The organism is Amycolatopsis sp. NPDC043887, from assembly GCF_056435665.1.
Window position 1 is genome coordinate 235,588 of record NZ_JBWKEB010000001.1, and the last position, 13,677, is coordinate 249,264.

Annotated in this window: 12 protein-coding genes; 11 read left to right on the forward strand and 1 reads right to left on the reverse strand. The window is 68.2% G+C overall.

Going from position 1 to position 13,677, the window contains the following annotated elements:
• Positions 1-131 precede the first annotated feature (131 nt).
• From AC069H_RS01245 to AC069H_RS01255, 3 genes are read left to right on the forward strand one after another with little or no spacing between them, the layout of a single operon-like run.
• Positions 132-1,793 carry a circularly permuted type 2 ATP-grasp protein gene (locus AC069H_RS01245; protein WP_478224044.1) on the forward strand — a complete coding sequence of 554 codons (1,662 nt, stop codon included), beginning with the start codon at positions 132-134 and terminating at the stop codon, positions 1,791-1,793.
• Between the two features lie 11 nt (positions 1,794-1,804).
• Positions 1,805-2,752: an alpha-E domain-containing protein gene (locus tag AC069H_RS01250; RefSeq protein WP_378366479.1), complete on the forward strand. Its 948-nt coding sequence runs from the start codon at positions 1,805-1,807 to the stop codon at positions 2,750-2,752.
• On the forward strand, positions 2,749-3,591 hold the full coding sequence (locus AC069H_RS01255; RefSeq protein WP_340686119.1) for a transglutaminase family protein: 843 nt from the start codon (positions 2,749-2,751) through the stop codon (positions 3,589-3,591). The genes AC069H_RS01250 and AC069H_RS01255 overlap by 4 nt, the downstream gene beginning before the upstream one ends.
• Positions 3,592-3,825: 234 nt before the next feature.
• On the opposite strand, the gene AC069H_RS01260 is transcribed toward AC069H_RS01255, so the two are convergent.
• Positions 3,826-5,238, reverse strand: coding sequence for a M20/M25/M40 family metallo-hydrolase (locus AC069H_RS01260; protein WP_478224042.1), 1,413 nt, complete (start codon positions 5,236-5,238; stop codon positions 3,826-3,828).
• Between the two features lie 373 nt (positions 5,239-5,611).
• Between AC069H_RS01260 and pdhA the strand changes: the two genes are divergently transcribed.
• The 8 genes from pdhA (at position 5,612) to AC069H_RS01300 (ending at position 13,666) form a co-directional block, all read left to right on the forward strand.
• On the forward strand, positions 5,612-6,817 hold the full coding sequence (gene pdhA, locus AC069H_RS01265; protein WP_478230986.1) for a pyruvate dehydrogenase (acetyl-transferring) E1 component subunit alpha: 1,206 nt from the start codon (positions 5,612-5,614) through the stop codon (positions 6,815-6,817).
• Position 6,818: 1 nt separating this feature from the next.
• The gene (locus tag AC069H_RS01270; RefSeq protein ID WP_340688517.1) at positions 6,819-7,811 is read left to right on the forward strand and encodes an alpha-ketoacid dehydrogenase subunit beta; all 993 of its coding nucleotides are present in this window, start codon (positions 6,819-6,821) and stop codon (positions 7,809-7,811) included.
• Between the two features lie 16 nt (positions 7,812-7,827).
• Positions 7,828-9,159: a dihydrolipoamide acetyltransferase family protein gene (locus tag AC069H_RS01275; RefSeq protein WP_478224039.1), complete on the forward strand. Its 1,332-nt coding sequence runs from the start codon at positions 7,828-7,830 to the stop codon at positions 9,157-9,159.
• 149 nt (positions 9,160-9,308) lie between these two features.
• On the forward strand, positions 9,309-9,878 hold the full coding sequence (locus AC069H_RS01280; RefSeq protein WP_478231395.1) for a TetR/AcrR family transcriptional regulator: 570 nt from the start codon (positions 9,309-9,311) through the stop codon (positions 9,876-9,878).
• Between the two features lie 26 nt (positions 9,879-9,904).
• Positions 9,905-11,857 carry an ABC transporter ATP-binding protein gene (locus AC069H_RS01285; protein WP_478231396.1) on the forward strand — a complete coding sequence of 651 codons (1,953 nt, stop codon included), beginning with the start codon at positions 9,905-9,907 and terminating at the stop codon, positions 11,855-11,857.
• 2 nt (positions 11,858-11,859) lie between these two features.
• On the forward strand, positions 11,860-12,360 hold the full coding sequence (locus AC069H_RS01290; RefSeq protein WP_478230987.1) for a P-loop NTPase family protein: 501 nt from the start codon (positions 11,860-11,862) through the stop codon (positions 12,358-12,360).
• A 58-nt stretch (positions 12,361-12,418) separates the two neighbouring features.
• Positions 12,419-12,901 (forward strand): FxsA family protein, encoded by a 483-nt coding sequence (locus tag AC069H_RS01295; protein ID WP_340687195.1) that lies wholly within the window; start codon positions 12,419-12,421, stop codon positions 12,899-12,901.
• A 75-nt stretch (positions 12,902-12,976) separates the two neighbouring features.
• The gene (locus tag AC069H_RS01300; RefSeq protein WP_478230988.1) at positions 12,977-13,666 is read left to right on the forward strand and encodes an AlbA family DNA-binding domain-containing protein; all 690 of its coding nucleotides are present in this window, start codon (positions 12,977-12,979) and stop codon (positions 13,664-13,666) included.
• The last annotated feature ends 11 nt before the right edge of the window (positions 13,667-13,677 follow it).

Below are 13,677 nucleotides of genomic sequence, written 5' to 3' on the forward strand. Positions count from 1 at the left end.
TTCCCATGTGTCGAGAGCACGCATATTGCCACTCATCCGGCGGCAAGCACAGCACTGCGACGTTACAGCGCCGTTTCGGCCGTCACGGGCGTTGCATGAGGTATCGCGCCGGCATGGCAGGGTGAGCGAGTATGGCGACCATGAACAACAACCCGGCGCCGCGGCTCCCACCTGCGGGCCGCCGCCCACGGACGACGACGTCGGCGCGGCGCGCGGCGAGGCCCGGGGCGCAGTTCGACGGCTATCTCTCGCCGTCCCGGCCGCACGCGGGCGCGTACGACGAGATGTTCACGGCGGACGGGACGGTCCGCCAGCCGTACCGGGCGCTGTACGAATCGATCTCCGCGCTGACGTCGGCCGACCTCTCGTCCCGCTCGGCGGCGATCGACCGGGCCATGGTGGACCAGGGCATCACGTTCTCGCTGTCCGGCCAGGAACGCCCGTTCCCGCTCGACCTGGTGCCGCGCGTGATCACCTCCGCCGAATGGAGCAAACTCGAACGCGGTGTGGCACAACGGGTCCGCGCGCTCGAGGCCTTTCTCGCCGACGTGTACGGCGACCGGCAGATCCTGCGCGACGGCGTTCTCCCGCGACGGCTGATCACCTCGTGTGAGCATTTCCAGCGCGAGGCGTTCGGGATCAACCCGCCCAACGGCGTCCGCATCCACGTGTCCGGTGTGGACCTGGTGCGGGACGAGGACGGCACCTTCCGGGTGCTGGAAGACAATCTCCGCAACCCGTCCGGCGTGTCGTACGTGATGGAGAACCGCCGCACGATGGCGCGCGTGTTCCCGGACCTGTTCGCCCAGCACCGGGTCCGCCCGGTCGGCGACTACGCCTCGCATCTCCTGCGCGCGCTGCGGGCCGCGGCCGCGGCGAACGTCGCCGACCCGATGGTCGTCGTGCTCACGCCCGGCGTGCACAACTCCGCGTACTTCGAGCATTCGCTACTGGCCAGGCTGATGGGGGTCGAGCTGGTCGAAGGCCGCGACATGTTCTGCCGGGACAACGTCGTCTACCTGCGCACCACCGAGGGCGAGCAGCAGGTCGACGTCATCTACCGGCGGATCGACGACGAATTCCTCGACCCGGTGCACTACCGGCCGGATTCCGTGCTCGGCGTGGCCGGGATCCTGAACGCGGCGCGCGCGGGCAACGTGGTGGTCGCGAACGCGGTCGGCAACGGCGTCGGCGACGACAAGCTCGTCTACACCTACGTGCCCGAGATGGTGAAGTACTACCTCAACGAGAAGCCGCTGCTGCCCAACGTGGACACCTTCCGGTGCTGGCTGCCGGACGAGTTCGACCACGTCATGCGGCACATGGACGAGCTGGTGATCAAACCGGTCGAGGGTTCGGGCGGGTACGGCATCGTGTTCGGCCCGGACGCGACACAGGCCGAGCTGACCGCGTTGAAGCGGAAGGTCCGGGCGAACAAACGCGGCTGGATCGCGCAACCGGTGGTCCAGCTGTCCACTGTTCCGTCCAAAGTGGACGACCGGCTGGCGCCGCGGCACGTCGACCTCCGCCCGTTCGCGGTCAACGACGGCAAGGACATCTTCGTGCTGCCGGGCGGGTTGACCAGGGTCGCGCTCCCGGAGGGCAGCCTGGTGGTCAACTCCTCGCAGGGCGGCGGCTCCAAGGACACCTGGGTGCTGGCGCCGCGGTCCTCGACGGCGGAGCGGGAACTGGAACGGCCCGCGCTCGGCGCTCTGTCCCAAGTGGACGGTCTGGTCGCCGAACAGGGTCCCGAGCTGACCACCACCCAGCAACAGCAGCAGCAACAGGCATAAGGGAGGTTGATGTGCTCGCCCGCAACGCGGAATCGCTGTACTGGATCGGCCGGTACGTCGAACGCGCCGATGACACCTCCCGGATCCTCAACGTCTCCGTGCATCAGCTGCTCGAAGACGCGAGCGTCGACCCGGACCACGCGAGCCGCCAGCTGCTCGCCGTCCTCGGCATCACCCCGGAGGGCATGGACACCCTCGACGTGTGGAAGCTGACCGAACTGGTCGCCTACGCCAAGGACAATCCCGCGTCGATCGTCGGCTCGATCAACTCCGCCCGCGAGAACACGCGCGGCGCCCGCGAGGTCGTTTCGACCGAGCTGTGGGAATGCCTGAACGCGACGTGGAACGCGGTGCCGGACAGGCAGCGGTACGCGCGCCGGGCCGGGCCGCACGCGTTCCTGTCCTTCGTGGAGGAACGGGCGGCGATGTTCGCCGGGCTCGCGGATTCGACGATGAGCCGCGACGACGGCTGGTTGTTCATGGTGCTCGGGCGGTCGGTCGAACGCGCGGACATGGTCGTACGGCTGCTGCTTTCGCGGGTCCAGGACAGCGCGTCGTCACCCGGCTGGATCACCGTGCTCCGTTCGGCGGGCGCGCAGGACACCTACCTGCGGACCTATCGCGGCGCGCTCGACGCCGGCCGGGTCGTGCAGTTCCTGTTGCGGGACACGCTCTTCCCGCGTTCGGTGTTCCACGCGCTGCGGCAGGCCGAGGAATGCCTGGAGCGGCTGGACCCCGGCGTCAACTCGCGGGCCAACGAGAAGTCCGAGGCCTTGCGGCAGCTCGGCCGCGCGCGCAGCGAGCTGGAGTTCCTGCGGCCATCGGATCTGCTGGAGGACCTGCCGAAACGGCTCGGCGCCCTGCAGACTTCGATCAAGGACATCGGCGACGCGGTTTCGGTGCAGTACTTCCATTCGTCGCCTTGGGTGGCCTGGAGCGGTGCGGAGGTTTCGCTGTGACCTGGCAGCTTCGGGTGGCCCACCGGACCGGATACCGGTACGCGACACCGGCCACGCAGTCGTACAACGAGGCGCGGCTGACCCCGCGCTCCGACCGGCGGCAGACCACGGTCGTGAACCGCGTCGAGACGACGCCGGCGACCCGCGCCTACCGGTACACGGACTACTGGGGCACCGTCGTGACCTCGTTCGACCTGCACGCGCCGCACACCGAGTTCACCGTGCTCGCGACGTCGGTGGTCGAGACGGCCGACGAAGGCGAGCCGGTCCGCTCGGCGACGTGGAAGGACCTTCGGAGCGACACCGTCGTCGACCACCGCACCGAGTACCTGACGCCGACGCCGTACACGCCGCGCGATCCGGAGCTGTCGAAGGTCGCGCGCGAACTGCGGAAGGGGCTCGACCCGGCGGAGGCCGTGCTCGCGGTCTGCGAATGGGTGAACCAGCAGCTCAAGTACCAGCCGGGGACGACCGGCGTGCACAGCACGGCGACCGACGCGTGGCGTGCGCGCGAAGGGGTCTGCCAGGACTTCGCGCATGTCACGCTGGTGATGCTGCGCGCGATCGGCGTCCCGGCGCGGTACGTCTCCGGCTACCTGCACACGAAACCGGAGGCGAAGCTCGGCGAGACGGTCGAAGGCGAGAGCCACGCCTGGGTCGACGTGTGGACCGGCGGCTGGTGGGCCTACGACCCGACGAACGCGATCCCGGTCGGGCCGCGGCACGTCTGGGTCGCGTACGGCCGCGACTACGCCGACGTGCCGCCGCTCAAGGGCATCTTCACCGGCGGCGGTCAGTCCACTTTGGACGTCTCGGTGCAGCTGACCCGGCTGACGTGAGCTGTCGTGAGTGATTTGGGTCGTCAGAACTTGAGATGGGGCGCTGCGCGCCCGCTCGCGGGTGGATGAGAATGCCGGTTCTGACGCCGTGAAGGCCTCCTTCCCTACTGTGAGGGTAGGGAAGGAGGCCTTCACGGCATCCCAGGCACTGACCACGTGAACCACCGATCACACCAGCTTCACCTGCAATGATTCACATACCAACGACCCAAATCACTCACGACAACCCGGCGCTCAACTGCGCGCGTGCGCGTCCAGGATGTGCGCGACCGCTTCGGTGACCCGCTGAGCGAAGTCGATGTTCAGCCACTCGTCCGGCACGTGGATGTTCGAGTCCGGCCCGCAGGCGCCGGTGACCACGAACTGCGCGTCCGGGTACTTCTCGCCGAGCAGCCCCATGAACGGGATCGATCCGCCCATGCCGAAGCTCTTGTGCGGCGCGCCGAAGACCTCGCCGCTCACGTGGTGCAGGACGTCGTCGAGCCACGGCGCGGTGTCCGGCGCGTTCCAGCCGTTCTCGGCCTGGAAATCGCCGAGCTCCACCGAAGCGTCGTACGGCACGTCGGTGGTCAGCACGCGGCGGACCGCCTCCATCGCGGCCTTCGCGTCGGCCGTCGGCGGGAGGCGGAAGCTCAGGGTGAGCGTGGTGCTGTCGCGCAGCACGTTGCCCGCGTCGGCCGGAAGCGGGAAGCCCGCCGCACCGATCACCGAGAGCGTCGGCCGCCACGAGTTGTTGAGCAGCAGTTCCAGGTCGTCGTCCGAGACCGTCCGGCCGACCACCGGGAACAGCGTCTTCGCCGCGCCGGGCGCGATCTCGACGACACCGCGAGCCTCTTCGACGCGGTTCTCCGGGATGTCGACGCTCAGCTCGGCGAGCTTGATCTCGCCGGTCTCGACGTTCTCGATCCGGTCGATCAGGGCACGCAGGACGCGGAACGAACTCGCCACGATGCCACTGGCCATGCCGGAGTGCTGTGCGGACTCGAGCACCTTCACGGTGACGTTGACGTGCAGCATGCCGCGCAGACTGGTGGTCAGCCACAGCCGCTTGTAGTCGGTGCCGCCGGCGTCGAGGCAGACGACCAGCGAGACCGCGCCGAGCTTCTCCTTCAGGTGCTCGACGTAGGCGGGCAGATCCGGGCTGCCGGACTCCTCACCGGTCTCCAGCAGCACGACCGCGCGGGAGTGCTCGCCACCGGCGGCGCGCACGGCCTCGATCGCCGTCGTCGCCGCGTAGCCGGAGTAGCCGTCGTCGACCGCGCCACGGCCGTACAGGCGCCCGTCGCGGATCACCGGCGTCCACGGGTCGAGCCCCTCGGACCAGCCACCGACCGGCGGCTGCTTGTCGAGGTGCCCGTACATGAGCACGGTGCCCTTTTCGGCCGCTTCGGAAGTCGCCGGGATGTCGACGACCAGCAACGGGCTGCGGCCTTCGAGCTCCACGACCTCGAGCGTCGCGCCGGGGATCTCCCGTGCGGCGATCCAGGAACGGACATGCTCGACGGCGGCGGCCAGATGGCCGGTCTTCGCCCACTCGGAGTCGAACGCCGGCGACAAGGCGGGGATCGCCACCAGGCCGGACAGGCTGGGAAGGACGTCGTTCGTCCAGTTCGAAACCACGGTTTCGCGTACGGATTTCTGCTCCACGTCCGCCATCCTGCCACGGGTCGCGGAGGGTGTGATGGATCACAGCGGCGGGCACGGATCGTCATCGGCCAAGCCGGGCAGGACACCCGTCCGGACGAGTCGTCCGCTGGTCGGCCCGCGGGTGAATTCCCTACTTTCGGCGGCCCCACACTCGGGCTTCCTAGCATTTTCCCTGATCAGGCACCCTTTCTCAGCAACAAATCAGCATCCGCCACTGACCAAAACCGCGTCCGGCATGCCAGGATGTCCGCACGAACCGTCAACGCCGACGGTGACCCAGCGCTTCAGATCCGACGCGCTGGTCCCCGCCGGCGCAGTCACTGTGGCCGCCACAAGTGGCCGCCAGAGGCGCCGACATCAAGGAGAGCAGCGCATGCCGTCCGAACACTGGACGCACCCGGAGCCTGGAGATGGTCCCGCCGCCGTAGCGGCGCAGCCTTCCCCCGAACAGGTGATCGCCGGTTTGCGAGCAACGAGCGAAGGTGGCGCTGAGCTGACTCAGCTGCTCACCCCCGAAGGCGAACGGATCTCTTCGCCGCGATTCGACCGCTACGTCGACGACATCGACACAGAAGCCCTCAAGGGCCTGTACCGCGACATGGTCCTGGTCCGCCGCGCGGACCGCGAGGCCAACGCGATGCAGCGCCAGGGCCAGCTCGGCATCTGGGTGCCGCTGCTCGGGCAGGAGGCCGCGCAGATCGGCTCCGGCCGCGCGCTGCGGAAGGGGGACATGGCGTTCCCCAGCTACCGCGAGCACGGTGTCGCGTACACCCGCGGCGTCGACCTCAAAGAGGTGCTCGGCATCTTCCGCTGCACCGATCACAGCGGCTGGGACTACAAGGCCCACGGCTTCCACCCGTACACCATCGTGATCGGCAACCAGGTGCTCAACGCCGCCGGTTACGCGATGGGCCAGAAGTTCGAAGGCAAGGTCGGGGACGACGACAGCGAAGCGACCATCTGTTACTTCGGTGACGGAGCGACTTCGCAGGGCGACGTGCACGAAGGCTTCGTCTGGGCAGCCGTCTACGACGCGCCGCTCGTGTTCTTCTGCCAGAACAACCAGTGGGCGATCTCGGAGCCCACCGAACGCCAGTCGCGCCTGCCGCTGTACCAGCGCGCCCGCGGCTACGGCTTCCCCGGCATCCGCGTGGACGGCAACGACGTCCTCGCCTGCCTCGCGGTCTCCCGCTGGGCGCTGGAGGAGTGCCGCCACGGCAACGGCCCGGTGCTGATCGAGGCGTTCACCTACCGGATGGACGCGCACACCACCACCGACGACCCCACCCGCTACCGGCTCTCCGACGAGCTGGAGGAGTGGAAGCTGAAAGACCCGATCGAGCGCGTCCGGGCGTATCTCGCCCGCGGTGGCGGTGCCGACCAGGCGTTCTTCGACCAGGTGCAGGCCGATTCGGACGCGTTCGCGGCCGAGCTGCGCGACTACTGCTTCAACATGCCCGAGCCACCACCGGACCGGATCTTCTCCAACGTGTACGCGGAGTCCACGCCGATGCTGGACGCGCAGCGCGAAGAGTACTTGTCCTACTTGGACGGTTTCGTCGGGGCGGGTGAGCACTGAAATGGCCGACCTCCAGAAACTCACCATCGGCAAGGCGATCAACCTCGGCCTCCGGCGCGCCATGGAAGAGGACCCGAAGGTCCTGATCATGGGTGAAGACGTCGGCAAGCTCGGCGGCGTCTTCCGCATCACCGACGGCCTGCAGAAGGACTTCGGCGAGCAGCGCGTCCTGGACACGCCGCTGGCCGAATCGGGCATTATCGGCACCGCGGTCGGCCTCGCCGTCCGCGGTTTCCGCCCGGTGTGCGAGATCCAGTTCGAAGGCTTCATCTTCCCGGGCTTCGACCAGATCTCCAGCCAGGTCGCGAAGCTGCACTACCGGACGCAGGGCAAGATCAAGATGCCCATCGTGATCCGGGTGCCGTTCGGTGGTGGCATCGGCGCGGTCGAGCACCACTCGGAGTCGCCGGAGTCGCTGTTCGCGCACATCCCCGGCCTGAAGGTCGTGTCGGTTTCGAACGCCGTCGACGCCTACTGGGGCATCCAGCAGGCGATCAAGTCCGACGACCCGATCCTGTTCTTCGAGCCTAAGAAGCTGTACCACTCGGGCGCGATGAAGTCCGAGGTCGACACGGAGGCCACGCCGGACGAGCTGTTCAAGTCCCGCGTCGTCCGCGAGGGCACCACGGCCACCGTCGTCGCGTACGGCCCGTCGGTGAAGGTCGCGCTCGACGCGGCGGCCGCCGCCGAGGACGAGGGCAAATCGCTCGAGGTCATCGACCTGCGGACGCTGTCCCCGCTCGACCTGGAGCCGGTGTTCGAGTCGGTGCGCAAGACCGGGCGGCTCATCGCGCTGAGCGAGGCGCCGTCGGAATCGTCGCTGACCTCGGAGATCGCCGCGCGCGTGCAGCAGGAATGCTTCTATTCGCTGGAAGCCCCCGTGCTGCGGGTGACCGGATTCGACACGCCGTACCCGCCTGCCAAGCTCGAGGAGCACTACCTCCCCGACCTGGACCGGGTGCTGCACACCGTCGACCGTTCACTCGCCTGGTAAGGGGGAAGTTCCTGAAATGCCCGAGTACAAACAATTCCCCCTCGCCGACACGGCCGAAGGGCTGACTGAGGCCGACATCATCGCCTGGCAGGTCAAGCCGGGTGACAAGGTCACGGTGAACCAGATCGTCGTCGAGGTCGAGACCGCGAAGGCCGCCGTCGAACTGCCCATCCCGTGGGCGGGCGTGATCACCGAACTGCTCGTCGAACCGGGCCAGACGGTGGAGGTCGGCGCGCCGATCCTCACCATCGACGTCGACCCGGACGGCAAGGCGGCCCCCGCACCCACCGCCGCCCCCGTGGCGGAAGAGCCGGCGGAAGAGGAGATGAAGCCGCTGGTCGGCTACGGCTCCAAGGCCGTCGTCACGCAACGGCGTGCGCGCAAGGGCGCGGCTCCGGCCGCTCCGGCCGCCGCCCCGGTGGCTGTGGTGCCCGAACCTGCCGCCCCTTCGAAACCGAAGGGCGGATACGTGCCGCTGGCGAAACCGCCGGTGCGCAAGCTCGCCAAGGACCTCGGCGTCGACCTGCACGCGCTCACCGGCACCGCCGAGGGCGGCGTCATCACCCGTGACGACGTGCGGGCGGCCGCCAACGGTTCCGCCGCTCCGGCCGCCGCTGTGTCCAGTGTGGACAGTGGCTACGACCCCGCGACGCGGGAACGCCGGGTGCCGATCAAGGGTGTCCGCAAGGCCACCGCCGCCGCGATGGTGCAGAGCGCCTACACCGCCCCGCACGTCACGGAATTCCTCACCATCGACGTGACGCCGATGATGGAATTCCGGGAGAAGCTCAAGAAGTCGCGCGAGTTCGCCGGGGTCAAGGTCACCCCGCTGACCTTCGCGGCGAAGGCCGTCTGCCTGGCGGCCAAGCGCACTCCGGACGTCAACGCGGTGTGGGACGAGGCCGCGCAGGAGATCGTCTACAAGGACTACGTGCACCTAGGGATCGCCGCGGCCACCCCGCGCGGGCTCGTCGTGCCCAAGGTCCGCGACGCGGATTCGATGTCCCTCAAGGAACTCGCGATCGCGCTCACCGAGCTGACCGACGTCGCCCGCGAGGGCAAGACCACCCCGGCGGCCATGCTCGGCGGCACGATCACCATCACCAACGTCGGCGTCTTCGGCGTCGACACCGGGACGCCGATCATCAATCCCGGCGAGTCCGCGATCCTGTGCCTCGGCGCGATCAAGGACACCCCGTGGGTGGTCGACGGCGAGATCAAGGTGCGCAAGGTGCTCCAGCTTTCGCTGAGCTTCGACCACCGCGTGGTCGACGGGCAGCAGGGCTCGGAGTTCCTGGCCGACGTCGGCGCTCTGCTGGCCGACCCGGCGGTCGCGATCACCTACTGACCCAAAAGTCCGTGAAGGCCTCCTTCCCTACCCTGAGAGTAGGGAAGGAGGCCTTCACGAACTTCAGCCTTAATCGCTTGACGGAGTGAGCGCTCACTCCGCAGACTGGAGGCATGACAGAAACCACCTCCCGGCGGAGAGCGCCGGGGATGAGTGCCGACGAGCGGCGCCGGATGATCGTCCAGTCCGTGCTGCCCCTGCTTGTGGAGCACGGCGCCGGTGTCACGTCGAGCCAGATCGCGCGTGCCGCGGGCATCGGCGAGGGCACGGTCTTCCGCGTGTTCAAGGACAAGGACGAACTGTTCGCCACCTGCTTCGCCGAAGCGCTGAAACCCGACCAGGTACTCGACGCGATCGCGGTCATCGACCTCGACCAGTCCCTCGACGACAGGCTCATCGAGGCGGCCGACGCGCTCAGCGCGCACCTCCAGCGCATGGGCGCGCTCATGGCGGTCATGCACGGCTCCGGCAAGAGGCCGGAACATCGCCACGGCGACCGCAGGGACCGGCGGAAGGAGTCGATGAGCGCCATGCGCGACGCCATGGCCGAGCTGTTCGAACCGGAGAAGGACCGGCTCCGCCTGCCGCCGACGCAGTCCGCGGCGCTTTTCCTGTCGTTGCTGTTCAGCGGCCGGATCCGGTTCAGCGAAACCGGTGACGAGCCCACCACGATGGAGCTCGTCGACGTGTTCCTCAACGGCGCCTTGGCGGCCGCGTGATCGGCCCGCCCGGCGGGGGAGGCGGCCTGGAACTGTTCATGGCGCGCGGCGGCAGGCGACGCCGTCCGCCGTCGACGGTGCCCGACAGCGGTCTGACCGGCCCGGTCGACATCCCGGAGCCCGAACCCGAAGCCGTCCCGAAAGACCTGAAATCCCGGCTCAACCGCATGTGGGTCAACATCGCGGGCACGGTCCGCGGCCTGCCGAAGGTCGCGAAGCTGACTTGGCAGGCGAGCCCTCCGCTGACCATCGTGATCACCCTGGTGACGCTGCTTTCCGGTCTTCTCCCGACGGCGACCGCGTACGTGGCGAAACTACTGATCGACTCGGTGGTCGCGGCGATCCAGGGGCACGGGACGAAGAGCGCGATCGTCGGTGTCGCCCTCTTCCAGTTCGGCATCCTCGTGCTCACCGCGGTTTCGCAGGCGCTGACCACCTACGGCCAAGCACTGCTGCAGGAACGGATGACGCTGACCATCCGCCACCAGGTGATGGACCACGCGAGCAAGCTGCACCTTTCGTACTTCGAGGGTTCCGCGTCCTACGACATGCTGCGTCAAGCCGCGCAGGAGGCGCCGACGCGGCCGCTGTCGATGATGAACTCGGCGCTGGGCTTGATCCGGACGCTGATCACCTTCGGCAGCATGATCGCGCTGCTCGTCTCGATCAGCCCGCTGCTGGCGCTCGTCGCGCTCGTGGCGCCGATCCCCGCGTTCATCTCCCAGTCGAAGTACGGCGCCCGCGCGTTCTGGCTGACGCTGATGATGTCCCCGCTGAAACGGCGGATGGACTATCTGTCCTCTTTGGTCACCACGGACACGTACGCCAAGGAGACCAAGCTCTTCGGGCTCGGCCCGTACTTCGTCGACCGGTTCCAGCGGCTCGGCCAGGTCTTCTACGACCGGCAGCGCACACTGACCCGCAAGCGCAGCGTCAGCTCGACGTCGTGGGGTCTGCTCAGCACCGCCGCCGGATCCGCGATCGCGCTGTACATCGCGCTGGAGGCCGTCGGCGGCAGGCTCACCCTCGGCGATCTCGCGCTGTACACGGCCGCCGCGGCGTCGGTGCAGACGTCCGTCCAAGGGTTGTTCACCGCGTTTTCCGGGATGTACGAGAACAATCTCTACCTCGACACGCTGTACCGCTTCCTCGAGACGAAACCGGAGATCGTCGCGCCACCGGAACCGCGACCTCTTCCATCCACAGTGGAGGGTCACATCCGGTTCGAAGAAGTGTCCTTCACCTATCCCGGAGCTGCCGACCCCGCCCTCGACGGCGTGAGCTTCGAGATCCGGCCGGGCGAGACGGTCGCCGTCGTCGGCCGCAACGGCGCCGGGAAGTCGACACTGTTCAAACTGCTGTGCCGGCTGTACGACCCGACGGGCGGGCGGATCCTGCTCGACGACGTCGACATCCGCGAGTACGACCCGGTGGAACTGCGGCGGCGGATCAGCGCGATGTTCCAGGACTACGTGACGTATCAGGGCACCGCGGCGGAGAACATCGGACTCGGCGACCTGACGCACCTCGTCGACCGGGAACGGATCGAGACGTCGGCGAAACGGGCCGGTGCCGACGAGCGGATCGAGCGCCTGCCCAGTGGCTACGACACCCCGCTCGGCCGCTGGTTCGACCAGGGCGTCAGCCTGTCCGGTGGCGAATGGCAGAAGATCGCGTTGTCCAGGGCGTTCCTGCGGGAAGCGCCGATCCTGATCCTCGACGAGCCCACCTCCGCACTGGACGCCCAGGCCGAGCACGATCTCTTCTCGCGGCTGCGTGAGCTTTCGGAGGGGCGCACGACGCTGTACATCTCGCACCGGTTCTCCACCGTCCGCCAGGCGGAGCGGATTCTGTTGCTGGAGCACGGAAAGGTCGCCGAATACGGGACACACGACGAACTGATGGCGGCGAAGGCGGGCTATGCCGACCTGTTCACGTTGCAGGCCGCCGCGTATCTCGACGACGAGGCTGAGGCCTGACCATGCGGCGGATCATGGTCGTCGGGTGCAGCGGCGCCGGGAAGTCGACGTTCTCGCGACGGCTCGGCGCCGCACTCGGCCTGCCGGTCACCCACCTCGACCGGCTCTACTGGCGGCCGGGGTGGACGCCCGCGCCGGACACCGAGTTCCACGCCGCGCAGCAGGAGATCATCGAATCCGGTGCCTGGGTGATCGATGGGAACTACGGAGCGTCGATGCACCTCCGGCTCCCGCGAGCGGACACGATCATCTTCCTCGACTACCCGCGCCGCGTCTGCCTCCGGCGGGTGCTGATGCGATGCCTGCGCGAATACGGGCAGGACAATCAGGCGTCCGGCTGCCCCGAAAGGCTCGATCTGGAGTTCTGCTCCTACGTCTGGCGCTGGCCGAAGGACCACCGGGAGCGGACGGTGCGGCGGCTGGCGGAACAGGGGGCGCACGCGCGGCGGATCGTGCTGACCAGGCCCCGCGAGGCGGAGGAGTTCCTGCGCCGGATCGGTTGACCGGGGTCACCGTATCGGGGGTTGGGAGCAAAACGGGCAAGCCGTACGTTGTCCAGGTATGGCTGTCGCGTTCCTGCTCTATGTCGTCGCCGAGATCGCCGCCGTGTGGGCGGTGGGCTCGGCCGTTGGCGTGCTCGGCACGATCGCGCTGCTCTTCGCCGGCGCGTTCGTCGGGTCCTGGCTCGCGCGCCGTGAAGGCGGCCGCGCCTTCCGGGCGTTCGCCGAGTCCGCGCGGCTCGGCCGTCCCGCCGACGCGGAGAAGGAACTCACCGACGGGATGCTGATCGGGCTCGGCGGCCTGCTGATCCTGCTGCCCGGTTTCGTCAGCGACGTCATCGGCCTGCTGTTCATCCTGCCGCCGACACGGAGCGTCGCGCGCAAGGTCTGGCAGAAGCGGATGGCGCGCCGGGCGGTCAAGTTCGCCAACCGCACGCGAGGGCCGGTGATGGTCGTGGACAGCGAGGTCGTCGTGGACACCCCGCCCGCGGAGGCCGCCAAGAAGCAGCCGCCGGTGATCGAGGGCCGCATCGTCGAGGGCTAGGAGCCGCACAGCTTGGACACTAGCTTCGCCGCTAGGCTCCAGTGTCTAAGCTAGTGTCTAAGCTGGGACGGCGGCATGCTCTACGACGAACTCGCCGAGATCATCGCGAGCCTTCGCGACCTCGGTGGCGACCACGCCTTTGTCGAGGCCAAACGAGCCGAGTCAAAGCTTCCGAAGAGTGTCCGCGAAACGCTCTCGGCGTTCGCCAATACCAGCGGCGGAGTCCTGATCCTTGGCCTCGACGAAACCCAGGGATTCGAGGCGACCGGGGTTCGCGACCCGGCGAAGATGGAAGCCGATCTGGCGGCCTTGTGCTCGGAAAACCTGGAGCCGCCGCTACGCCCTCTCATCGGGACCCACCGTTTCGAAGGCGCGGATCTCGTGGTCGCCGAGATCCCCGAACTACCGCCGGGCAGCAAGCCTTCGTTCAACCGGGGCACCGGCATGACGCAGGGGAGCTTCGTCAGAGTCGCCGACGGGGATCGAAGGCTGAGCCCGTACGAAGTCCAACTGATGATGGCGAACCGCGGTCAACCGCGGGATGACGAGCAGCCCGTGGCGGGTACGACCGTCGCGAACCTCGACCACGCCCTGGTCGATACTTTTCTGAGCCGGCTCCGCCGCCACCGGAGCAGGGCTTTCGCGAACTTGGACACCACCGCGGCGCTGCGCCGCGCGAAGGTTCTCGTCGGCACCGAGCTTTCCCTCGCGGGACTGCTGGCGCTGGGGAATACCCTCAGGAGTTCTTCCCGCAGCTCATGGTGACTTTCGTGCAC

Coding starts and splice junctions, on each gene's coding strand:
- AC069H_RS01275 (WP_478224039.1), top strand. CDS start 7,828: ATGCCCGAGTACAAACAATTCCCCCTCGCCGACACGGCCGAAGGGCTG.
- AC069H_RS01245 (WP_478224044.1), top strand. CDS start 132: ATGGCGACCATGAACAACAACCCGGCGCCGCGGCTCCCACCTGCGGGC.
- AC069H_RS01290 (WP_478230987.1), top strand. CDS start 11,860: ATGCGGCGGATCATGGTCGTCGGGTGCAGCGGCGCCGGGAAGTCGACG.
- AC069H_RS01300 (WP_478230988.1), top strand. CDS start 12,977: ATGCTCTACGACGAACTCGCCGAGATCATCGCGAGCCTTCGCGACCTC.
- AC069H_RS01270 (WP_340688517.1), top strand. CDS start 6,819: ATGGCCGACCTCCAGAAACTCACCATCGGCAAGGCGATCAACCTCGGC.
- AC069H_RS01295 (WP_340687195.1), top strand. CDS start 12,419: ATGGCTGTCGCGTTCCTGCTCTATGTCGTCGCCGAGATCGCCGCCGTG.
- AC069H_RS01280 (WP_478231395.1), top strand. CDS start 9,309: ATGAGTGCCGACGAGCGGCGCCGGATGATCGTCCAGTCCGTGCTGCCC.
- pdhA (WP_478230986.1), top strand. CDS start 5,612: ATGCCGTCCGAACACTGGACGCACCCGGAGCCTGGAGATGGTCCCGCC.